Origin of the sequence: Lichenifustis flavocetrariae, from assembly GCF_026130545.1 — a bacterium.
In the GTDB taxonomy this organism is placed as follows: domain Bacteria; phylum Pseudomonadota; class Alphaproteobacteria; order Rhizobiales; family Beijerinckiaceae; genus Lichenihabitans; species Lichenihabitans flavocetrariae.
The window spans coordinates 23,900-45,476 of sequence record NZ_JAMOIM010000002.1 but is presented as its reverse complement, the minus strand read 5'-3'; the positions used below and the strand labels follow the sequence as shown (position 1 = coordinate 45,476).

Sequence of the window (21,577 nt, the reverse complement as noted above, 5' to 3'; positions counted from 1 at the left end):
GTCAGGTATTCGTCCACCCACCGTCGATTGCGATCGCCGTCCCGGTGATCAGCGAGGATTCGTCGCTCACCAGGAATACGACGAGGTTTGCGACCTCGTCTGGTGTGCCGAGCCGGCCCATGGGCTGCCTGGCCAGGAAGCTCGCCCGGGCCGTGTCGTAATCGCCCAGTGCCCGCATGCGGTCCTGCAGGGACGGGCTTTCGATCGTACCGGGGCAGATCGCATTCGCCCGGATGCCCTTCGTCACGAAATCGGCCGCGACGGATTTCGTCATGCCGGTGACCGCCGCCTTTGTGGCGCCGTAGACGAAACGGTTCGGCGCCGCGATGATGGTCGAGGCGACGCTTGCCATGTTGACGATCGAGCCGCCACCCTTGGCGATCATGCCGGGCAAAAAGGCCCGCATCATGCGGTACATGGCCCTCACGTTGAGATCGACCGAAAACGAGAAGGCGTCTTCGTCGCACTCAAGGATCGAACCGTTGTGCACGAAGCCGGCGCAGTTGAACAAGGCGTCCGGGGAGGGGTATCGCTCCGCGAAGGCCTTGATGGCGGCGGGATCGAGAACGTCCAGACGCTCGGTAATGATGCCCTCGGCGGTTGCGTTGGACGCGAGTTTCCCAGCGTCTATGTCGGTGGCGATGACCTGGGCGCCCTCGCGGGCGCAGGCGAGGGCCGAGGCGAGGCCGATGCCTTGCGCCGCCGCCGTGATGATCACCGTCTTGCCTTTGAGCCGACCCGTCATTTCAAAACACCTGCATCTGCCGTTTGTCGTGGTTGCCGTTTGGACGGCACCCGGTCGATCCTGTTCTTTTCATCATCCATAGCCGTCTTCGACGGCTTTCCGGTCACCCCGACACGCTGGGCCGCACCGACGAGATGGGCCCGCATCGCGGCTTGGGCTTCCTCGGCATTCCCGTCGCCAATGGCGGCCAGAATGCGTTCGTGTTCGCCGAGCGTGATCTGCGCCACGTCCTCGGAACTGTGCTTGTTGCCCGAGGCCAGGATACTATCGCGAACGCGCTCGGACACAAAACTCAGGAATTGCAGCATATAGCCGTTGCCGGTCGCCGCCGCGATGGTGCGATGCACGTCGAGATCGGCGTTCAACCAGGCGATGCTGCCGTAGATGGCGGCAGCCATCGCTTCGTGCGCCGCGCGCATTTTGTCGAGATCGTCCGTGGAGCGTCGTTCGGCCGCGAGCGCGGCGGCCTGCACCTCGAGAATGCCGCGCAATTCGAACAGGCTGCGGAAATTGTCGGCGTCGTGCAGGCCCTCATGATCAATGGTCAGCACGGCGGGGGGCGGTGCATCCGACACGAAGGCGCCACGCCCCTGTTGCGACCAGACCCGGCCTTCCGACCGGAGCCGCGCGATCGCCTCCCGGATGACGTTGCGGCTGACCCCGAAGGTCTGGGCCAGCGCCTGCTCGGTCGGCAATTGCGCGCCGGGCGCGAGCCGGCCTTGCGCGATTTCGCGCGAGAGGGAACTGGCCACCAAGGTCGGCAAGTGAGGGCCTCGGCTGACTTTGTCGAGCTTCAGTGCCATGGATCGCTGACCGTCCCTCCGGAGCCGTCGTCGTCTGTCGTTGTCGGATTGAGAATGCGGCCGCGACTCAGGATCCGCAGGGGATCGAGCGCTTGTTTCACGCTTTCCGCGATGGCCAGCGACACAGGATCAATGCGGTCCAGGAACGCATGTCGTTTCAACCGGCCGATCCCGTGTTCCGCGCTGATGCTGCCATCCATCCGGTCGAGAATGGTAAAGATCACATCCTCGGCTCGTTGGAACAGCACCGAGACGGCCTCCGGCGACAATCCGGGCGGCGGGACCACGTTCAGGTGAATGTTGCCATCCCCCACATGACCGTAGGCCACGGGCTTGGCTTCGGGCAGGGCCATTTCGAGTCCTGCGAGCGCTTCGGTCAGAAACGAGGCGATGCGGGAGATCGGGACCGAGACATCGGTGCGGTAATAGCGTCCGCCGTGCCCCTGATGTTCGACCATCATCTCGCGGTAGAGCCAAAGCCGCTCAGCCTGTGCGTGGCTGGCCGCGATCGTGCCATCGGCGACGAGATCGGAGCCGGCGAGGCAATCCTCAAGCATGCCGCGAAGATCGACAGGCCCGCTGGAGGCCAATTCCATCAGCACATAGGCCGGGTAGGGGGCGCCCAACGGATCCGGCAGGGACGCCGGTGGATCTAGTGCAACTTTCAGCCCCGGCCGGAGGATCAACTCGAAGGCCGAGAGGAGATCGCCGCAGGCCCGCCGCGCATGCGCGAAAAAAGACATGACATCGGCGACGGAGTTTAAGCCCACGAGGGCCACTTCCACCTTTGTCGGCTTGGGGAACAGTTTCAGGGCCGCGGCCGTGACGATCCCGAGCGTACCCTCGGCGCCAATAAAGAGTTGCTTTAGATCGTAGCCCCGATTGTCCTTCCGCAAAGTCCGCAATCCATTCCAAACTCGGCCGTCGGCGAGCACCACTTCAAGGCCGAGCACGAGGTCGCGCGTCATGCCATAACGCAGCACGTTGAAGCCGCCAGCATTGGTGGCGACATTGCCGCCGATGCGGCATGACCCCTGCGCCCCGAAGGTGATCGGCAGGAGGCAATCGGCATCTGCGGCGGCCCGTTTGGCCACTTCGAGCACGCACCCTGCTTCGACCACCATCGCGAAGCCGACCGGGTCGACCGAACGGACCGCCGCCATCCGTTCCAGGCTGATCACCAATTCCCGCCCCGGCTCGGCGACCGCTGCCCCGACCAGACCCGTGAGTCCGCCCTGTGGCACGACCGGAAGGCGCAGTGCCGAACATCGGGCCATGAGCGTGGCGAGTTCCGCTGGCGAGCGGGGACGTGCCACCGCGAGCGGCGTCCCGTAGTGGTCGCCCGACCAGTCGCGGCTGTAGGGCTCCAGCCCCGGAGGGTCCGTGATCAGCAGGTCGGCCGGGAGACCCTCGGTTACGGCGGCCAGCACGGCTTGATCGAAACGCGGGGCGACGGTCATGGGCTGCTGCCAGGGTCCCGGAGCGGTTGCGGCTGTTCCTTACTTATCATACAACCGGACGACCAGACAATGATCTGGCGGGATCGTGTTCGATCCCTTTTTCTCTGGAGAGGACACCCTGAGCATGAGCAGCCCTAACAGCGGTTTCCGCATGATGCACACGATGATCCGGGTCAAAGACCTTGATGTGTCGATCAAGTTCTACACCGAGCTCCTCGGTATGGAGCTTCTGCGGCGCGATGACTATCCGGGTGGCAAGTTCACCAATGCCTTCGTGGGCTATGGGCCCGAGAGCACCGATACCGTGGTCGAGCTCACCTACAACTGGGACCAGACCGCCGCTTATGAACTCGGCACCGGGTTCGGCCACCTCGCCCTCGGGGTGCGCGACATATACAAAGTCTGCGAAACCCTGGAAGGGCAGGGTGCCAAGATCCCGCGCAAGCCCGGTCCGATGCTGCATGGCACGACGCACATTGCCTTTATCGAGGACCCGGACGGCTACAAGATCGAGTTGGTCGATCTCGACACGATGGGCTGAAGCGGAAAGTCGTTCCGACGCCGCTGAAGAGAGGCTGTCCCGGGCGGCAGCCCTCATTTGATGATGGCGATCTTGCTGCGGTCGATCGTCACCGCGACCGCGGCGATCAGCATGGCGCCGAAGACCACGTTCTCGGCGAAAATGTTGACGCCGATGAACGTCATGCCGACACGCACGATCGAGATGATGAGGGCGCCGACGGCCGTCCGCCCCACATTTCCCAATCCACCCGTAATGGCCGTGCCGCCGACGATCACGGCCGCGATCGCCGGAAGCATCAGCTGATTGGCGAGGCTCGGTGATCCGCTCGACAGGCGTGCGGCCAGCACCACGCCGGCGAGCGCCGCCAGGGTGCCTGAGACCGCGAAGGCTGTGATCTTGGTGCGGTTGACGTTGACGCCCGCGGCCCACGCGGCCGGCTCCCCGGCTCCGACCGCGACGCTGTAGCGGCCGAACCGTGTGTAGCGCAGCACCCAGAAACCGGCGAGTCCCACGGCAAGCGAGAGCAGAACAACGCTCGGCAGTCCGAACAGGGTGGCGTTGACGAAAGCCGTGTAGGCTCGCCCGCCCTCCTCGATCGTGATGGCCCGCCCGCGCGCGGCCAGAAGCGCCAACCCCGCCACGACGCCGCCCGTGGCCAGGGTCGCAACGAACGAGGGGACGCGCAGGCGGACATGGACGATGCCGCTGAGGATGCCGAAGACGAGGCCGGCCAGGATCGCAACCGGGTAGGCGAAACCGCCAAGGATGGGCAGCAATTGGGCGAGCAGGACGCTCGCGAGCGAGGCAATGGACTGGATGGACAGGTCGATCCCGCCAAGCAGGATCACGAAGGTTTCCGCGGTCGCCAGGAGGAACAGCACGGCCGTATCGCCCAAGACCATCAGGAGCGTGTCGCGCGTCACGAATCCGGGTGCGAAGATCTCGACGATCACGACAAGCAGCACCAGCAACCCCGGTGGCGCGAGATCGCGGAACGGAAGCGATGAGGCGCCCTTCCATCCGACGGCGGCGGTCAGCGCTTTCACGGGCCTGCTCCTGGTCGCATCGGAAGGTGGGGGCGGGGTGTGGATCGCATCATCACACCATGGCTCGGACAAGATCGACCTGATTGGGCTTTTGACCCGGGGTGGCGTCGAAATGTGCCGTGATCTCGCCGTCGCGCATCACCAGGACGCGATGGCAAAGGCCGATGGTTTCTTCCAGCGTGTCCGACAGGAGCAGGATGCCGACCCCCTGGGCCGAAAGATCGCGGACGAGATCATAGACTTCCTCCTTGGCGCCGACATCGAGCCCACGGGTGGGATGGTCCAGGACCAGGATGCGAGATCCGGCCGTCATCCAGCGGGCCAGAACCACCTTCTGCTGATTGCCGCCGCTGAGCTTGCGGCAGGCCACATCGACGTTGGGCGCCTTGATGCGCAGGCGCTTCAACCAATCCTGTGCGACCTGCCGCTCGCGGCTGTGGTCGATCATGCCCAAGCGCATCACGGCGCCGAGATCGGCGAGCGTGATGTTCTGGGCGATAGAAAGGAACATCACCAGTCCCTCGATGCGTCGTTCGCGGGGGACGGTCCCGATGCCGAGTGCCACGGCCTGCTCGGGACCGCTGAGATGCACGGTCCGGCCGTTTACCTTCAGTTGACCGGATGTCTGCGACAGGAACCCCCCAATGGCTCGCGTGACCTCCTCCCGGCCCGAGCCGACGACGCCGGCGATGCCGAGCACTTCGCCGGCGTGAAGCGTGAGGTCGATATCACGGCAGGACTGGCCTACCCCGAAGCCAGCCAGCTCGAGCAGCACGTCGTCTCGGGGCGGGAGTTGCCGCGCCTCCTTGTAGTAGCCGGTGTGAAAGCTCCGACCGACCATGATCTCGTGCAACTGCGGGGCGGTCACGTCGGCCGCATCATGCTCGGCCACGACCTTGCCGTCCTTCATGACGTAGACCCGGTCGCTCAGCTGCAGCACCTCGTCGAGACGGTGTGATACGAAGACGAAGCTCGCGCGCTGCTTCAGGGCTCGTACCCGGTTGAACAGCACGTCGATGTCGGCGCGGGACAGCACTGAGGTTGGTTCGTCGAGCAGGATCGTGAGAGGTCGCGCGACACTATCCTCAAGCGTGAGGGCTTTCGCGAGCTCCACCATCTGGCGCGCCGCGAAGCTGAGCTCCCCGGTCCGGGCCGCGACATCGATGTCGACGCCGATCTTGGCGAGCTGCCGCTTGGCCGCGGCCCGCATGGCGCGCCAGTTCATCAGGCCGAGGCGGGTGAATTGCTGCTCTTCGCCGAGATAGATGTTTTCCGCAACCGTCAGGTTGAGTAGCAGCGATTGCTCTTGAAACACCATGCCGATGCCATGCGCGGCCGCGTCGCGAGTCGAGCGCAGCTTCAGCGGCTTACCGTCGAGCGTCAGGGTCCCGCTGTCGGGTTTGACGGTGCCGGACAGCGTCCGCATGAGGGTGGACTTGCCGGCGCCGTTTTCGCCGATGAGGCCGACGACCTCATTCTGGCGCACCACGATGCTGACGTCCTTCAGCGCCTGCACACCCAAGAAGCCCTTGCAGATGGATTGTGCGGCAAGCATGGCGGCTACTTCACGATGGTTTGGCGAACGCGGTCGAGGGAGAGCGCCACGGCCGCGATGATCATCAAGCCCTGCACGGTCTGTTGCACGTAGGGCGAGACTCCGAGCAGCACCATGCCGTTGGAGAGCACCGTCACGATCAGGACGCCGACCAGCGTGTTGAAAACGCCACCCTCGCCGCCGGTCAGCGCGGTGCCGCCGACCACAACGGCCGTCACCGCGGCGAACAGGCGGCCGTCGCCGATCACGGCATTGGATTGGCCGAGTTGGCTTGCCGCCAGCACGCCCGCGACGCCGTAGAAAAGTCCGGCCAGCGTGAAGGCCAGAAGCCTCACTCGGGCGGGGCTGATGCCGGAATATTCGGCCAGATCCTCGCCGCCGCCGAGCGCCAGGATATGCCGCCCGAGCCGCGTTTGCGTCTGGATCACGGCCGCGACCGCGAAGGCTCCGAGAGCGACCCAGACGGCGACCGGCAGACCGGCAAACCGGTTGAGCGCGAGGCCACGCAGTGCCGGGTCCATCAGGCGCACGGCCGAGCCGCCCAGCATATAGGTCGCGAGGCCGAGACCGATGAACCACGTGCCGAGCGTGGCCATGAAGGAGGGGATCCGCAGGCCGGTCTGTACCAGTCCGCTGACAAGCCCCATGATTCCCCCGGCCGCGACAGCGGCCAGAACCGCGAGCCAGCCGAAATCATGTGTATTGGCATCGTTTCTGGCCAGCAGCACCAGCACCATGGCGCCAACGGCGACGGCCCCTTCCGCCGAAAGGTCGATCGAGCCGAGCAGGATGACGAAGGTTGTGCCCATCGCGATCGTGAGCGGCACCGCGGCCGCATTGGCGACTCGGACCAAATTGCGGAGCTCGATGAAATTCGGGTTGGCGAGGGCGATCAAGATGCCGAGGACGAGCAAAACCGCCACTGGCGCATAAGCGCGAAGTGCGGCGCGGGTGATGCGCTTGCGACCAAGCCGACGCACCGCACGATCAGTAAGCGGCTGCGGCAAAGAGGATGAGTTGGTTTGCGTGGCCATCAAATCTGCTTCTGGCTTTCCGGGTAGACCCCCTTCTCCCGCCGACGAGGGGAGAAGGGGAGCATCACGTCAGCTCGCGCGGATCTGGCCCTCGCAGCGGCCCCAGAGATCGTTCCAGTCGTAGGCCGGTTTCGCGTCGATATTGGTCTTGATGTATTCGGCCACGTTATCCTTGGTGATCGTCATGGTGCGCCCGTAGAACTCACGGTGTTCCTTGGGCTCGGCCGTCGGATCGAAGGTCTTCATCGCGGCGTGATAGCCGAGCGAGAGACCCATGCCGCCCTGCCAGAAGGGGTCGGACGTGATGGTGGCGGCATATTCGCCGTTCTTCACCGCGTCGATCGCGGCCTTGATCCCGTCGATGCCGACGACCGGGACCTTGCCGGCCAGTCCTTCCGCCCGCAGCGCTTCGAGCGCACCTGTCCCCATATCGTCGTTGGCGGCCCAGATCCCCGTGATCTTGTCGCCGAAACGCGTGAGCAGGCTCGATGTCAGGTCATAGGCTTCGGTGGCCTTCCAGTTGGCGACCTGGAAGTCGAGAAGCTGGATGTCCGGGTGGTTCTTGAGGCTCTGGTCGAGACCTCTTTTGCGCTCGATGGCCGCCGTGTTGGAGATCTGTCCGCCAAGCGCCACGATGCCGCCCTTACCGCCCATGGCCTTGATCAGCGCCTCGGTGATGGCCGAGCCACTTTTCACGCCGTCGAATTCGATATGGCTGACGTAGTAGGGATTGAAGTCCCAGGGATGCAGGTCCGCCGGCTTGTTCCATTGCGTGCAGACATAGGCGCCGGCCTTGACGCAATATTCGACGATGGGGCGGGCGTCCGGCGTGTCGTTCGGGTCGGAGTTCAGCACCATCTTGCCGCCGGTCTTGGCCAGCATGGCCCGGATATCGGCGATGCCCTTCTCGCTATTGCCTTCCGACACCAGCGTGACGTGTTCGGCCCCGACCGATTGAGCGAAAGCCTCGGCGCCCGTTTTCCAGATCGCGTGATAAGGGTTCGAGAGGGACCGGATCGATGTCACGAGCACCGGTTTGTCGCCGGCTGCCCGCGCGATATGCGGCATAGCGAGCGCGGCCGCACCGCCGGCCAGGCCGCCAAGAACGCCACGGCGACTGAGCGGCGCGGCGAAGAAAGACGCTTCGAGTGTCATGAGGGAACCCCTGCCTGAGAGATCGTTTCCATCCAAACGGCGCGGTTTCCGCGCTTCTTCTTCAACGTTAGGGGTAGAATTCATCCTACAACCTGTCAACAGGAGAACCCCGGATTCTTCATTGACGCTCCCCGGATGACCTGAGACTCTCGCCTTTGAGAGGTGCAGGCTCTGCCCCGCGCCCTGCAACCAACAGCCCGTTCCGGCCTTGGTCCTTCGGCTCCGTGCCGTCATGGATCTGGCGTCGCGAAAAAGCCCGGGCGACAAGGGAGATTTCGACGTGCCGGATTACATCATCGTCGGCGGAGGTTCGGCCGGATGCGTGCTGGCGGCCCGCCTGAGCGAAGACCCGGATGCCTCCGTGCTGCTTCTCGAAGCCGGCCCGCGCGACACCGACCCCTACATCCACATGCCGGTCGGCTTCTTCAAAATGACATCGGGCAAGCTCGTCTGGCGCTACGACACGGTGCCGGGGCGGCACATCAACGACCGCTCAATGGTCTATGCCCAGGGACGGGTGCTCGGCGGCGGCAGCTCGGTGAATGCCCAGGTCTTCACGCGCGGCTGCCCCGAGGATTACGACGATTGGGCCAGCCAGGAGGGGTGCACCGGTTGGTCCTTTCGCGATGTGCTGCCCTACTTCCGACGCGCCGAGGACAACGACCTTCTCGCGGGAGACTATCACGGCAACGGGGGACCGCTAGGGATCACCACGCCTCACCCGCATCGCCTGACCCGCATCTTCGTGCAGGCCGCCCAACAGGCCGGGCTGCCCTACAACCCGGACTTTAACGGACGCTCGCAGGCCGGCTGCGGCATCTATCAGACGACAACGCGGCATGGCCGCCGCTGCAGTGCCGTCACGGGCTATCTGAAGCCGGCGGCCGGCCGGCCGAACTTGACGGTCCGAACCGATGTCGTGACGACCCGCGTGGTGATCGAAAACGGTCGGGCTGTCGGGGTCGAGATCATCGAAGAGGGGCGCCCGAAGCTGCTGCGGGCCGACCGGGAGGTGATCGTCACGGCCGGCGCGATCGGCTCACCGAAACTCCTGATGCTGTCTGGCATCGGTCCGGCCGCGGAGTTGCGCCAGCATGGAATCGCGGTCACGCAGGACCTCGCAGGGGTCGGGGCGAACCTGCAGGACCATATGGATGTGGACACGGTCTACGAACTGAAAGGCCCGCATTCTTATGACCGTTACAAGAAACTCGGCTGGAAGCTGGCGGCCGGCCTTGAATACAAGCTCCTCGGCACCGGCCCTGTGACCTCGAACATCGTCGAGGGCGGCGCATTTTGGTGGGCGGACCGCAGTGAGGCGACGCCCGATCTCCAGTTCCATTTTCTGCCTGGGGCGGGTGTCGAGAAAGGGATCGGCGATGTTCCGAGCGGCAATGGATGCACGCTGAACACTTATTTCGTCCGACCCCGCTCGCGCGGCTCCGTCACCCTCAAATCATCCGACCCGCGCGATCCTCCGATCGTCGACATCAATGCCTTTGCGGAGCCGATCGATCTCGCCCGGACCGTGGAAGGCATCAAGCTTTGCCGGGAGATCATGGCCCAGAAGGCTTTCGAGCCTTTCGTGGCCCGCGAGCACATTCCGGGCGCCGCGACGCAATCCCGGGCCGAGATCGAACAATTCGCCCGAGATGCCGCACGCTCGGCCTATCACCCGGTCGGCACCTGCCGCATGGGCGGGGGGCCGGAGGCTGTGCTCGATCCGCAGTTGCGAGTGCGTGGTATCGATGGCCTGCGGGTGTGCGACAGTTCGGTCATGCCGCGATTGATATCGTCCAACACCAACGCAGCGGCCATCATGATCGGGGAAAAAGCCGCGGATCTCATACGAGGCAATCGGATCGGGCAGCAGGCCGAGACATTACAGATGGCGTAGGTCTCGTCCAACCCCGCAGCTCAAGACCACAGATTGCCTCGGCCATTCAATGACGCAGACTCTCTTTGCGCGTCATGCAAGCGCACGGATCACGCTGTCGACGATGCCGATATAGCCTTCCGGCTTCCAGGCCGAACGGCCGATGAACAGGCCGTCGATCATCGGGCGGGTCGCCAGAGCCACGCAGTTCTGGGAGTTCACGCTGCCGCCGTAGACGATGTCGAGCGGATCGCCCATCAGGTCGGCCGTGAGGGTCTTCAGAAGTTCGTGCTGCGCGTCCACGAAGTCGGGCTCGGCCGGCGTGCCCTTTTCACCAATCGACCACACCGGCTCATAGGCGATCACGATGCTGTCCCGCGCACTCCGGTCGACTTTCGAAAGAGCGGCCGACACCTGGCGGTGCAAGGCTGCGCTGGTTTGTTTGGCTGCAAACTCGGCGTGCGTGTCGCCAACGCAGACGAGAGCCAGCAGGCCGTGCCTCACGGCTTGACTAACCTTCAGCGCCACCGTCTCGTCTGTTTCTCCAAAGAACTCGCGCCGCTCGCTGTGGCCGATCTCGACCAGCCTCGCCCCACAATCCTTGATCATCCGGGCCGAGACCTCGCCGGTCCAAGCGCCATCTTCCGCCCAGTGCATGTTCTGGGCCCCGACCCTGACCCGGGTGCCGTCGAGCAATCCCGCGGCTTCGGCGATGTAGGGGTAGGGAGGAATGACGAACAGCCGTGCCGCATGGCCTTGCGCCACCGGCGATGCCGCCAGCGTCTCACAAAAGGCACGTGCTTCCGCCCGTACCTTGTTCATCTTCCAGCTCGTTCCGATCCATGGCGTCTTGGTCATGTGTGCACCGCTTGGCTACGTTCAAATCCGTATTGCTCAGAACTCCACCGATTCCCGCCAGGCGGCAACAGTGGCCTGCCGGCGACGGATCAACATCGACCGCCCTCCTGAGTCGCGTACCGGGCTTGATCGATGCCAGCTGCCGCCGCGAAAACTTTTCGAATCTGAAAAGCGTTTCCTACTGGTATTTGGGGCGCGAACCTCGTTTTTGGGCGGTATTGAAGACCGCATAGGAGTCAGGACATGAAGGTTGTTATCGCCGGGGACAGTGCAGGTGCCCCCTTGTGCCACGTCATCGGCAAGCATCTTGAAGGCAAGGCGGGAATCGAGGTCACGGACCTCTCCGCACCCAAGGAGAGCGAACCGGAATTCTACGCTCACACGTCAGAGCGTGCCGCGAAGGCCGTGGTAGATGGCACTTACGACCGTGGCATCCTGTTCTGCGGCACCGGGATCGGCGTTTGCATCGCGGCCAACAAGATCCCCGGCATCCGGGCCGCACAGGCGCATGACACCTATTCGGCCGAGCGGGCTGCGAAGAGCAACAACGCGCAGATCATCACACTCGGGGCCCGCGTGGTCGGTCCGGAACTCGCAAAGGCGATCGTCGATATGTTCCTGGCCTCCGAATTCGACCCCAAAGGTTCCTCGGCCAGCAACGTCAAGGCGCTTGACGGCCTCGACGCCAAATACAGCAATGTCGCAGGGCGGTGATCACTTCACCACTTCAGTGCGCGTCAAGACTACCAGGGCGCCCGCTGGCGCTCTGATCGCCGCGGGATAGCCTGGCCGCACGTCTTACCGGGCGGAACCATCCTTGCTAGAACGAGGGCCAGACACAGATGCCTGCGTAAAGGAGAGTTCCGATGGCCGCCATGGACGCCGTATTGGCCAAGATCGACGAGAATCGCGATGCGGCGCTCGGGCGCTTGTTCGAGTTGCTTCGCATTCCGTCGATCTCGACTGATCCCGCTTATGCGGACGCATGCGAGTCGGCGGCGCGCTTTCTGGCCGACGAATTGTCCGGGCTCGGCTTCAAATCCTCGGTTCGTGCGACAAAGGGCCGTCCGATGGTGCTGGCTCACGCGAAGGCGACGCGGCGCGACGTCCCGCACGTCCTGTTCTACGGACATTACGACGTTCAGCCCGTTGATCCCCGAAGCCTCTGGAACACCGATCCGTTCGCGCCGCATGTGACAGAGGTCGATGGCGTGAAGGCCATCGTGGCGCGCGGAGCCTCTGACGACAAGGGGCAGCTGATGACCTTCGTCGAAGCCTGCCGGGCTTTCATGGAAACCGGCGGATTGCCGTGCGATGTCAGCATTTTGTTCGAGGGAGAAGAGGAGACGGGTTCACCCTCCCTGCCTGCGTTCCTGGCCGAGAACAAAGCGGAGTTGAAGGCCGATCTCGCGCTCGTCTGCGACACGGGCATGTGGGATCGCGAAACACCTTCGATCACAACCATGCTGCGGGGGCTCGTTCTCGAAGAGATCGTCGTGACGGCCGCGAACCGCGACCTCCATTCCGGGATGTATGGGGGTGCCGCGACCAATCCGATCCACCTCGTGGCACGCATCATTGCCGATCTTCACGACGCGGAGGGCCGCATCACGCTGCCGGGCTTCTACGACGGCGTCGAAGAATTGCCGCGCGACGTGGCCGACCAATGGAAGGCGCTGCCCTTCGATGACAGCGACTTCCTTGGGCAAGTCGGCCTCTCGGTCCCGGCAGGGGAACAGGATCGCAGCGTGCTGGAGAAGATCTGGGCCCGGCCGACCTGCGACGTGAACGGCATCTGGGGCGGTTATACAGGGAGCGGATCGAAGACCGTGCTGCCGTCGAAGGCCAGCGCGAAAGTGTCGTTCCGGCTCGTCGGCAAGCAGAACCCCGCCAAGATCGCAGAGGCCTTCCGGGGCTTCGTCCGCGAACGCCTTCCGTCCGATTGTCAGGTCGAGTTCATCAGCCACGGTGGGAGCCCGGCCCTCGCGCTTCCCTTTTCATCGGAAGCCCTGAACCGGGCGAAACGTGCCCTGCAGGCTGAGTGGGACAAGGAACCGGTGATGGCGGGGAGCGGCGGCTCGATCCCGATCGTCGGGTCGTTCAAACAGGATCTGAAGATGGATACGCTGATGATCGGCTTCGCCCTCGACGATGACCGGATCCATTCACCCAACGAAAAATACGATCTTGCCTCGTTTCAGAAGGGCGCGCGGAGCTGGGCCCGTGTGCTCAACGCGCTGGCGCTGTAACGACCGGTCTCAATCGAGCAGGGTTCTCCCCGCGCGGTCCTCGACTTCGACGATCCATAGATCGGGGTCGTAACTGATCTCTCGGGCCAGTCGCGCCTCCGCGTCGACAGTGCTGATTCGCTCATCCTTGTGCATCCGGGTGAAGCTGCGCGCCGTATCCCGGTCCTCGACCTCGGTCTGCGGCGTTGGGCCGAATAGAGCCGCGGTCCCGTCGAGGCAATCGAGCTTGATCAGGATTGCCCCGGCCTCGGCGGAGCCGCGACGGCGCAGCATAGCCGGGATCGCCTGTCCGCCGCAGCGGCGCAGGTAGGCCGAGACCCAAAAGTCCGATCGCAATCGCCCCATCCCAGCATGTCCTCCTACGTGGTTCTCGGCCGGTAGGCTGCGCCGGGGCAGATCCCCCGCTTGTGACTACCGCATTCAAGCATCCGAAGCCGTATTCCCGGTTCCAGGCGATAAGGCGCCAGCTATCGGGTTATCCTCCGACCTTGCGCACAGAGGCTTCCCGGTCCGGATTTCCGCGACGCTTCATTCGAATGAGGCGCAAATCCGCACTGCCTTCGAGCACCGCCCAAACAACAAGAGCGGCCCGAGGGCCGCTCTTGCCTAAGTCATGTCAGGTTGGTGATCAGGCCGAATAATACATGTCGAACTCGACCGGGTGCGGCGTCATTTCGTAGCGCATGACCTCGGTCATCTTCAGTTCGATGAACGATTCGATGAAATCCTCCGTGAACACGCCGCCGGTCGTCAGGAAGGCATGATCCTTCTTCAGATTTTCAAGGGCCTCCCGCAGTGAACCGCACACGGTGGGGATCTGCTTCAACTCTTGCGGCGGCAGATCGTAGAGATCCTTATCCATGGCGTCGCCCGGGTGGATCTTGTTCTGGATGCCATCGAGACCGGCCATCAGCATCGCCGAGAACGCCAAATAGGGGTTGGCGGTCGGATCGGGGAACCGGATCTCGACGCGCTTGGCCTTCGGGTTCGCCGTATAGGGGATGCGGCAAGACGCCGAGCGATTACGAGCCGAATAGGCGAGCAGCACCGGCGCCTCATAGCCCGGAACCAACCGCTTGTAGGAGTTTGTCGACGGGTTCGTGAACGCGTTGAGGGCCTTGGCGTGCTTGATGATACCACCGATGTAGAACAGGCAGGTCTCGCTGAGGTCGGCGTATTTGTCCCCCGCGAAAACCGGCTTGCCATCTTTCCAGATCGACATATGCACATGCATGCCGGAGCCATTGTCGCCGAAAACGGGCTTCGGCATGAACGTCGCAGACTTGCCGTAGCTGTTGGCGACCTGATGGATGCAGTATTTGTAGATCTGCATGCCGTCGGCCATCAGCGTCATCTTATCGAACTTCATGCCGAGTTCGTGCTGGGCGGAGGCCACTTCGTGGTGGTGCTTCTCCACCTTGACGCCCATCGAGGCCATCGCGGCCAGCATCTCGCCCCGCATGTCCTGCGCCGAATCCATTGGGGGCACCGGGAAATAACCGCCCTTGGTGCGGATGCGGTGGCCGAGGTTGCCCCCCTCGTAAGCCGTATCCATGTTCGACGGCAGCTCGATGGAATCGAGAATGAAGCCGGTGTTGTAGGGATCGGCCTTGAAGCGGACGTCGTCGAACACGAAGAATTCGGCTTCGGGGCCCACGAAGATCGTATCGCCGATCCCCGTCGATTTGAGGTAGGCCTCCGCCTTCTTTGCTACGCCGCGTGGGTCGCGACCGTAAGGCTCACCCGTGGCGGGCTCCAGGATGTCGCATACGATCGACATGGTGGAGGCTGAGAAAAACGGGTCCATGCAAGCGGTTTCTGGGTCCGGCATGAGCGTCATGTCGGATTCGTTGATGGCCTTCCAACCGGCAATCGACGAGCCGTCGAACATGACGCCGTCCGAGAAGGCATCTTCATCGACGATCGAGATGTCGAAGGTCACATGCTGCCACTTGCCGCGCGGATCGGTGAAGCGAAAGTCGACGTATTTGACGTCGTTGTCCTTGATCGCCTTGAGAACATCCTGGGCGGTCTTCATTGGTTTCCTCTCGAGATTGCCCTTCGGCCCGTGCTTCGCCGCACGAACCTCGCGACGCGCTTATATCGCGTCGGCGCCGGTTTCGCCCGTGCGAATCCGAATGGCATCCTCGATATTCGACACAAAGATTTTGCCGTCACCGATGCGGCCGGTCTGGGCGGACTTGCGGATGGCTTCGACCGCCAGTTCGACCATCTCGTTGCTCAAGACGACCTCGATCTTCACCTTCGGCAGGAAGTCCACGACATATTCGGCGCCCCGATAAAGCTCCGTATGGCCCTTCTGCCGACCGAAGCCCTTCGCTTCGGTGACCGTGATGCCCTGCAGACCGACGTCCTGAAGCGCTTCCTTCACCTCGTCCAGCTTGAAGGGCTTGATGATCGCTTCGATCTTTTTCATCGGTCGGTGGAACTCACGCTGGGGGCCGGATCGTTCCCGCAGTGGGAATGCGCCGGGATCATGCATCCGGGCACACAACAGTACCATTTCAAGCCCGAGGCCGCTATGCGCAATGCGAACCGGATAGCCTTTCTTCACATCCATATCGCGGATGTAAGGCTTGGCCCTGCGGCAAAGCGCCTAAGGAATAAGCACATGAAATGTGCGACCCGCCCCAAGCCGCGCAATGAACGCGGACCAGTGAGGCCGTGACGGCGACACCGCCGACAAACCTTCTGACGCCTGTGCAGATGGCCGAGGCGGACCGAAGAACCATTGCGGCGGGAACGGACGGCTATACACTGATGCAACGTGCCGGTCGGGCTGTTGCCGATGCCTGCGAGGTCATGCTGCCAGGGGCATCACGCTTTGCTGCGGTGTTGTGCGGGCCGGGCAACAACGGCGGGGATGGTTTCGTGGCGGCCCGTCTGCTCAAAGAGCGCGGGTGGTCGGTTTCGGTCCATGTCCTGGAGCCGCGTGATCCTTCAACGGGTGACGCTGCCCGGGCAAAGGCGGATTGGCCAGGCGACATACATGGCCCGGACGATTTTGACCCCTCGGCAGCCGATCTGGTGATCGATGCCCTGTTTGGAGCGGGGCTCAAGCGGGGCCTTTCGGGGCAGGCGGAACGCTTGGTTCAACGGCTCAAAGACGCGGACACACCCGTCGTCGCAGTCGATATTCCGTCCGGCGTCGATGGTTCTAGCGGCATGGTCACCGGCGTCGCTGTCGATGCAACACTGACAGTGACATTCGGATGCGCCAAGCCTGGACATTACCTCTACCCTGGCCGGCGGCATCGCGGTCGTTTGGTCGTATCCGACATCGGGCTCGGCCCCCTGGAGCCGCATCCAGCCACGATGCTGAATGATACGACCGTCTGGCTGCAGGCCTTTCCGTGGCCAGACCAGGACGGACACAAATATAAGCGCGGCCACACCATCGTGGTGTCGGGGTCGCTGGCCCATACGGGCGCGGCTCGCCTCGCGGCGCGTGGTGCCTTGCGGATCGGTGCCGGCCTGGTCACATTGGCGTCCCCGAAGGATGCCCTCTCGGTCAATGCGGCCCATCTCACGGCAGTGATGCTGCGCGAGGTGAATGGTCCGGACGATTTGGCGGAGCTCCTCTCAGATAGCCGGCTGAATTGCGTCGTCATGGGGCCGGGCCTGGGTGTTGGAGCTGTCACGCGGAGCCTCGTGGCCGTCGCTCTGGCGCCGCGATCCGATCTGCGCGATGGGCAATCGCCACGCGCCTGCCTCCTCGACGCGGATGCGCTCACAAGCTTTTCGGGCGACGCCGGACGCCTTCGGGATCTCATCCGCTCAACATCGGGTGCGGTGGTGATCACGCCGCATGATGGTGAATTCGCGCGCTTGTTTTCCAACGAGCCGGCGATCTTGGCGGGCTCCAAGCTCGATCGTTCCCGCAAGGCGGCGCAATTTCTCGGCTGTGTCGTCTTGCTCAAAGGTCCTGATACCGTTGTGGCCGACCCCAAGGGCCGGGCGACGATCTCGGACGGCGGCTCTCCCTGGCTCGCCACAGCGGGCTCGGGTGACGTCCTGTCGGGCTTTATCGGGGGATTGCTGACGCAGGGAATGCCGGCATTCGAGGCCGCTGCGGCCGGCGATCACCTGCATACCATCGCGGCGAAGATTTTCGGCCCTGGCCTGATCGCGGAAGACATTCCGGAACAACTCCCTGCGGCGTTGCGGATGCTGCAGGCGGAAGGTGGCGCGGCCGAGCGCGGCGGCACGCAACCTCTCACGCTGGCTTGACCTCGATCCAACAACGAAGACCCGCAAGCGTCAGGTCATCGAAGCCGCTCGTCATCGGCCATCTCCCGGGACGATCCGCCAAGAAAGCCGCGTGGTTGCTGCTGTTTGGGGGGAGCAGCAGCGTGTCCCGCCAATAGGGCTCCCAGCCGTCATCCTTGGCGTGTAAAAGGCGCAAGACGAGCCCGTGGAACCGGAGCGGGATCGTCATCGCGCTCTTGTTCACAAAGCCAAGCGTGACCGCGTCACCGCGCCTGACGCTGAGCACCGGCTTCGACGCAGTCCTGCCGTCGATGCCGTTGATGGTCCAGATCACCGAAGGATCCTCTGAGGATCTCGCTGCGCCCTCGATCACGAGGTCGACCCGTTTCGCCGCTTCGAGCGGGATCTCCCGCGGCAAGGCAGGGTTCGGATCCAGCGGAGCGATGGGGGGCTTTGGCGCCTTCGCGGGGCCTGCGGTTCGGATCACAAGAAGTGGCCTTTCGGGCTCGACCCTCCCTTGGATTGCTTCGGTTCCCTTCAGCACGAACCGCACCGCAGCGTCGGTCGTGGCCGGCATATCGAGCATCACGTCGAACCGCGCCCCGGGGGCGATCGGCACCACGCCGCGAACCGGCGCGAAGAGGTCGGAGGGTTGGCCGTCGATCGCCACGATCACCGGTCGCGCGCCCTCGCAGGCCACGACCATCACGCGTTGTGTCGAACCATTGACCAAACGCACGCGGAGGCGGGCCCCTAGCGCGGAGGTGACCGTCTCGGGGCTCGGCCACCCGTTGGTTGTGACGATGGTCGCAACGGTGTTGGACAATCCTCGCGATCCGAACTCCAACGAATGACCCGCCGAGAGATTGTGGTCGCCGAACAGTGCCACCAGGTCCTGGTCGACGGCCGGCGGTTCGCTTTCTTCGACGATCAGCAGACCGCGAAGTCCTCGCGCGGTCTGATTCGATGCCGATGGATCTGGATGGAACCAAGCCGTTCCCGGGTCGAGCGGCAGGACCCGCGCCGTCCGGTCTTCGCCCGGAGCGATGCTGTCGGATGGGATGTCCGTAGGCTCGTCCAGCGCGCCGATGCCACGCAGGCCATGCCATTGCAGGGACGTGGGCTCGGTGAGATCGTTCCGGATCCGGAACGCCGCCGCCGCACCTTTACGGATCCGGATCACCGGAAGAGCGCCGGCCCCGGAATAGCGGAGGAGCGCCGTACTGGGACCTTGCTCGGATAGCTGCAAATCGACCTGTTCGGCCCGCAGTGTGAAGTCTGCTCCCTCCTCTTGGGCGGCTTTGCCGCCCTTCGAAAGCAACGGCACGACGGTGGCCGCGGCAGCTCCGGCCACAAAGCGTCGCTTGCTGATCACAGTGGCGGCTCCCTTCCTATCAAGGCTATCCAGACCCATCGGTAGCAGCGTTGGGCTGTGTCCACCCGTGCCTGTCAATGTCGAGACGTTGCCCCAAGTGAAAATTCTTGCTGCATCCCCGCTCCACCGTTGATAAGAAGCGTCGCCCTATGAGTAGGGTTGCGACCGCGCGGGCGTGGCGGAACTGGTAGACGCGCTGGATTTAGGTTCCAGTGATTCACATCGTGGGGGTTCGAGTCCCTCCGCCCGCACCAGCGTTGGACCGCGACACTCTCGGGCTCCCGTTGAGGCCCTTGGAATCTGTTGAGCCGCCCGCAAGGGTAGCTGTTTTGTTTGAGAAGGTTGGAAGGCGATACCGATGCAAGTGACCGAAATCAGCGCGCAGGGCCTCAAGCGCGAATATAAAGTGGTGCTGCCGGCCGCCGACCTTGCGTCCAAGCTCGATTCGGAGCTCGCGGACATGCGCTCGAAGGCCAACATCAAGGGCTTCCGGCCCGGCAAGGTGCCGACCGCGCATCTGCGTCGACTCTACGGCAAATCCCTGATGGGCGAGGTCGTGCAGAATGCCGTCAACGAAGCGAACCGCAAGATCGTCGAGGACCACAAGCTCCGCCTGGCGTTGGAGCCCAAGATCGACCTGTCGAGCGACCAGGCTGAACTTGAAAAGGCCCTGGAAGCCAAGGGCGACCTCGCATTCACGGTGGCGGTCGAGACTCTTCCGCAATTCGAGGTCGGCTCCTTCGACGACATCGAACTCGAAAAGCAGGTCGTCGACATCGACGAGGCGGATATCGAGAAGTCGGTCGCCCGAATGGCCGACCAGAATCGTGCCTACGAGCCAAAGACGGCCGAGGATGCCGTTGCCGAGAAAGGCGACAAGCTCACGATCGATTTCGAAGGCCGTATGGGAGATGAACTGTTCGACGGGGGCGCCGGCACGGACGTTGACCTTGTCCTCGGCTCTGACAGTTTCATCCCGGGCTTCGAGGACCAGTTGCTGGGCGCCAAGATCGGGGAACACCGCAAGGTCGAGGTCAAGTTCCCGGACCAGTATCTGTCGCCGAAGCTCGCCGGACAGGAGGCCACCTTCGATGTCACCGTCAAAGCGATTGCGGCTCCCGGTGAGGTCGCCACCGACGACGAATTCGCCAAGAGCTTCGGGTTCGACGATCTGGATGCCTTGAAGGGTGCGATCCGCGACAGACTGAAGGACGACCTGTCAAAAGCCTCCCGCGACAAGCTGAAGCGGTCGCTGCTCGACGTTCTCGACAAGCGTTATTCCTTTGATCTCCCCGAAGGATTGGTGAACCAGGAATTCGAGCAGATCTGGCGCCAGGTCGAGCAGGAGCAGACCCAGTCGGGCCGGACGTTCGCGGATGAGAAGACGACCGAAGACGAGCAAAAGGCCGAATATCGAAAGATTGCCGAGCGCCGCGTACGGCTCGGCCTCGTGCTGGCGGACGTGGGTGAGAAAGCGGCCGTGAAGGTCGAAGATGCTGAACTCGGCAAGGCCTTGAGCGAGATGGTTCGCCAATATCCCGGCCAGGAGAAGGAAGTGTGGGAGTTCTACCGCAAGAACCCCCAGGCCCTGGCGCAGGTTCGGGCGCCCCTTTTCGAAGAGAAGGTTGTCGATCTGATCATCGCCCAGACGAAAGTGCACGAGCGCACCGTGTCGCGGGATGAGTTGATGAAGGTCGAAGATGACGCCTCTGCGACGAAATCGTCCGACGGCGCGACCGGCGACAAGGAAATGGAAAGCGCCACCGAGTGATGATGGCATTTCGCCGGGCGGATGGATTTCCACCTGCCCGGCGAAATGAACGGGCTTTGCTTCGCCACTTTCCGTTCCTACATTGAGCGAAGCACTGCCCCACCCTGATCAGGAAACCCTGCGATGCGAGATCCCGTCGACACCTACGCCCAATATCTCATTCCGCAGGTCATCGAGAATACGAGCCGCGGCGAACGTGGCTTTGACATTTATTCGCGCATGTTGCGCGAGCGCATCATTTTCCTGACCGGCCCTGTGGAAGACCACATGGCTTCGGTTGTGATCGCGCAGCTTCTGTTTCTCGAAGCCGAGAACCCCAAGAAGGAAATCTTCCTCTACATCAACTCGCCGGGTGGCGTGGTCACGGCTGGTCTCGCGATCTACGATACGATGCAATTCATCCGTCCCAAGGTGTCGACGCTCTGCATCGGGCAGGCGGCATCGATGGGTTCGCTTCTGCTCTGCGCCGGTGAGGCAGGTATGCGTTTCGCCCTGCCGAATGCCCGTGTCATGGTGCATCAGCCGTCCGGCGGTTTTCAGGGCCAAGCGTCTGATATCCTTCGCCATGCCGAGGACATCATGAAGATCAAACGGCGCCTCAACGAGATCTATGTCAGGCACACCGGCAAAGATTACGAGACGATTGAAAACACGTTGGATCGCGACCATTTCATGACAGCCGAAGAGGCGCGCGATTTCGGTATCGTCGATCGCGTGGAAACCAAGCGCGTGGAAGACCCCTCGGAAGCGAAATAACCTGTTTGGGGGCGCCACGCCTCGTGCAACGTTGTTGCCGTGCTGTGACAACGGAGCAGGAGGCGCCGCATGCCTCGGTTCGTCCCCCTTGCCTGGACGGAGCGACCGTGATTGCATGGCCTATCATGCGATCGGGGCCAG

Annotated in this window: 19 protein-coding genes and 1 tRNA gene; 8 read left to right on the top strand and 12 right to left on the bottom strand. The window is 63.4% G+C overall.

Annotation, left to right across the window (positions count from 1 at the left end; genetic code table 11):
- Nucleotide 1: 1 nt before the first annotated feature.
- Genes M8523_RS03645 through M8523_RS03635 form a run of 3 tightly spaced genes read right to left on the bottom strand, consistent with a single transcriptional unit; the run spans nucleotide 2 to nucleotide 3,008 of the window.
- Complete coding sequence (locus M8523_RS03645) at nucleotides 2-745, bottom strand: SDR family oxidoreductase (protein WP_282583480.1); 744 nt, start codon at nucleotides 743-745, stop codon at nucleotides 2-4.
- Nucleotides 742-1,548: a FadR/GntR family transcriptional regulator gene (locus tag M8523_RS03640; RefSeq protein WP_282583479.1), complete on the bottom strand. Its 807-nt coding sequence runs from the start codon at nucleotides 1,546-1,548 to the stop codon at nucleotides 742-744. The genes M8523_RS03645 and M8523_RS03640 overlap by 4 nt, the downstream gene beginning before the upstream one ends.
- Nucleotides 1,539-3,008, bottom strand: coding sequence for an FAD-binding oxidoreductase (locus M8523_RS03635; RefSeq protein WP_282583478.1), 1,470 nt, complete (start codon nucleotides 3,006-3,008; stop codon nucleotides 1,539-1,541). Before M8523_RS03635 ends, M8523_RS03640 begins: the two co-directional genes overlap by 10 nt.
- A 124-nt stretch (nucleotides 3,009-3,132) precedes the next feature.
- Here M8523_RS03635 and gloA point away from each other — a divergent pair, with 124 nt between their 5' ends.
- Nucleotides 3,133-3,549, top strand: coding sequence for a lactoylglutathione lyase (gene gloA, locus M8523_RS03630; RefSeq protein WP_282583477.1), 417 nt, complete (start codon nucleotides 3,133-3,135; stop codon nucleotides 3,547-3,549).
- Between the two features lie 53 nt (nucleotides 3,550-3,602).
- On the opposite strand, the gene M8523_RS03625 is transcribed toward gloA, so the two are convergent.
- The 4 genes from M8523_RS03625 to M8523_RS03610 form a co-directional block, all read right to left on the bottom strand.
- On the bottom strand, nucleotides 3,603-4,568 hold the full coding sequence (locus tag M8523_RS03625; RefSeq protein WP_428349873.1) for an ABC transporter permease: 966 nt from the start codon (nucleotides 4,566-4,568) through the stop codon (nucleotides 3,603-3,605).
- A gap of 61 nt (nucleotides 4,569-4,629) precedes the next feature.
- Nucleotides 4,630-6,132: a sugar ABC transporter ATP-binding protein gene (locus tag M8523_RS03620; RefSeq protein ID WP_282583475.1), complete on the bottom strand. Its 1,503-nt coding sequence runs from the start codon at nucleotides 6,130-6,132 to the stop codon at nucleotides 4,630-4,632.
- 5 nt (nucleotides 6,133-6,137) lie between these two features.
- The gene (locus tag M8523_RS03615) at nucleotides 6,138-7,166 is read right to left on the bottom strand and encodes an ABC transporter permease (RefSeq protein ID WP_282583474.1); all 1,029 of its coding nucleotides are present in this window, start codon (nucleotides 7,164-7,166) and stop codon (nucleotides 6,138-6,140) included.
- 69 nt (nucleotides 7,167-7,235) lie between these two features.
- Nucleotides 7,236-8,321, bottom strand: coding sequence for a sugar ABC transporter substrate-binding protein (locus M8523_RS03610; protein WP_282583473.1), 1,086 nt, complete (start codon nucleotides 8,319-8,321; stop codon nucleotides 7,236-7,238).
- Between the two features lie 280 nt (nucleotides 8,322-8,601).
- Here M8523_RS03610 and M8523_RS03605 point away from each other — a divergent pair, with 280 nt between their 5' ends.
- The gene (locus tag M8523_RS03605; protein ID WP_282583472.1) at nucleotides 8,602-10,218 is read left to right on the top strand and encodes a GMC family oxidoreductase; all 1,617 of its coding nucleotides are present in this window, start codon (nucleotides 8,602-8,604) and stop codon (nucleotides 10,216-10,218) included.
- 72 nt (nucleotides 10,219-10,290) lie between these two features.
- Here M8523_RS03605 and M8523_RS03600 read toward each other — a convergent pair whose 3' ends face one another.
- The gene (locus tag M8523_RS03600; protein WP_282583471.1) at nucleotides 10,291-11,055 is read right to left on the bottom strand and encodes a triose-phosphate isomerase; all 765 of its coding nucleotides are present in this window, start codon (nucleotides 11,053-11,055) and stop codon (nucleotides 10,291-10,293) included.
- A gap of 243 nt (nucleotides 11,056-11,298) precedes the next feature.
- Here M8523_RS03600 and derI point away from each other — a divergent pair, with 243 nt between their 5' ends.
- Entirely contained in the window at nucleotides 11,299-11,769 is a 471-nt protein-coding gene (derI, locus tag M8523_RS03595; RefSeq protein WP_282583470.1) for a D-erythrulose-4-phosphate isomerase, read from the top strand.
- A 152-nt stretch (nucleotides 11,770-11,921) separates the two neighbouring features.
- Nucleotides 11,922-13,304 carry a M20/M25/M40 family metallo-hydrolase gene (locus tag M8523_RS03590; RefSeq protein ID WP_282583469.1) on the top strand — a complete coding sequence of 461 codons (1,383 nt, stop codon included), beginning with the start codon at nucleotides 11,922-11,924 and terminating at the stop codon, nucleotides 13,302-13,304.
- A 9-nt stretch (nucleotides 13,305-13,313) separates the two neighbouring features.
- On the opposite strand, the gene M8523_RS03585 is transcribed toward M8523_RS03590, so the two are convergent.
- The 3 genes from M8523_RS03585 to M8523_RS03575 all read right to left on the bottom strand — a co-directional run bounded on the left by M8523_RS03585 (nucleotide 13,314) and on the right by M8523_RS03575 (nucleotide 15,741).
- Nucleotides 13,314-13,649 (bottom strand): DUF1491 family protein, encoded by a 336-nt coding sequence (locus M8523_RS03585; protein ID WP_282583468.1) that lies wholly within the window; start codon nucleotides 13,647-13,649, stop codon nucleotides 13,314-13,316.
- 283 nt (nucleotides 13,650-13,932) lie between these two features.
- Nucleotides 13,933-15,342 (bottom strand): type I glutamate--ammonia ligase, encoded by a 1,410-nt coding sequence (glnA, locus tag M8523_RS03580; protein WP_282583467.1) that lies wholly within the window; start codon nucleotides 15,340-15,342, stop codon nucleotides 13,933-13,935.
- A 60-nt stretch (nucleotides 15,343-15,402) separates the two neighbouring features.
- The gene (locus M8523_RS03575; protein WP_282583466.1) at nucleotides 15,403-15,741 is read right to left on the bottom strand and encodes a P-II family nitrogen regulator; all 339 of its coding nucleotides are present in this window, start codon (nucleotides 15,739-15,741) and stop codon (nucleotides 15,403-15,405) included.
- A gap of 248 nt (nucleotides 15,742-15,989) precedes the next feature.
- On the opposite strand from M8523_RS03575, the gene M8523_RS03570 reads away from it, so the two are divergent.
- The gene (locus M8523_RS03570) at nucleotides 15,990-17,555 is read left to right on the top strand and encodes an NAD(P)H-hydrate dehydratase (protein WP_282583465.1); all 1,566 of its coding nucleotides are present in this window, start codon (nucleotides 15,990-15,992) and stop codon (nucleotides 17,553-17,555) included.
- Here M8523_RS03570 and M8523_RS03565 read toward each other — a convergent pair.
- Nucleotides 17,542-18,909, bottom strand: a complete 1,368-nt coding sequence (locus M8523_RS03565) for a multicopper oxidase family protein (RefSeq protein WP_282583464.1) — start codon at nucleotides 18,907-18,909, stop codon at nucleotides 17,542-17,544. The two genes, M8523_RS03570 and M8523_RS03565, sit on opposite strands and share 14 nt — an antisense overlap.
- Nucleotides 18,910-19,078: 169 nt before the next feature.
- On the opposite strand from M8523_RS03565, the gene M8523_RS03560 reads away from it, so the two are divergent.
- The 3 genes from M8523_RS03560 to M8523_RS03550 all read left to right on the top strand — a co-directional run bounded on the left by M8523_RS03560 (nucleotide 19,079) and on the right by M8523_RS03550 (nucleotide 21,436).
- A tRNA-Leu gene (locus M8523_RS03560) sits at nucleotides 19,079-19,163 on the top strand.
- A gap of 104 nt (nucleotides 19,164-19,267) precedes the next feature.
- Entirely contained in the window at nucleotides 19,268-20,680 is a 1,413-nt protein-coding gene (tig, locus tag M8523_RS03555) for a trigger factor (RefSeq protein WP_282583463.1), read from the top strand.
- Between the two features lie 123 nt (nucleotides 20,681-20,803).
- On the top strand, nucleotides 20,804-21,436 hold the full coding sequence (locus M8523_RS03550; protein ID WP_282583462.1) for an ATP-dependent Clp protease proteolytic subunit: 633 nt from the start codon (nucleotides 20,804-20,806) through the stop codon (nucleotides 21,434-21,436).
- The last annotated feature ends 141 nt before the right edge of the window (nucleotides 21,437-21,577 follow it).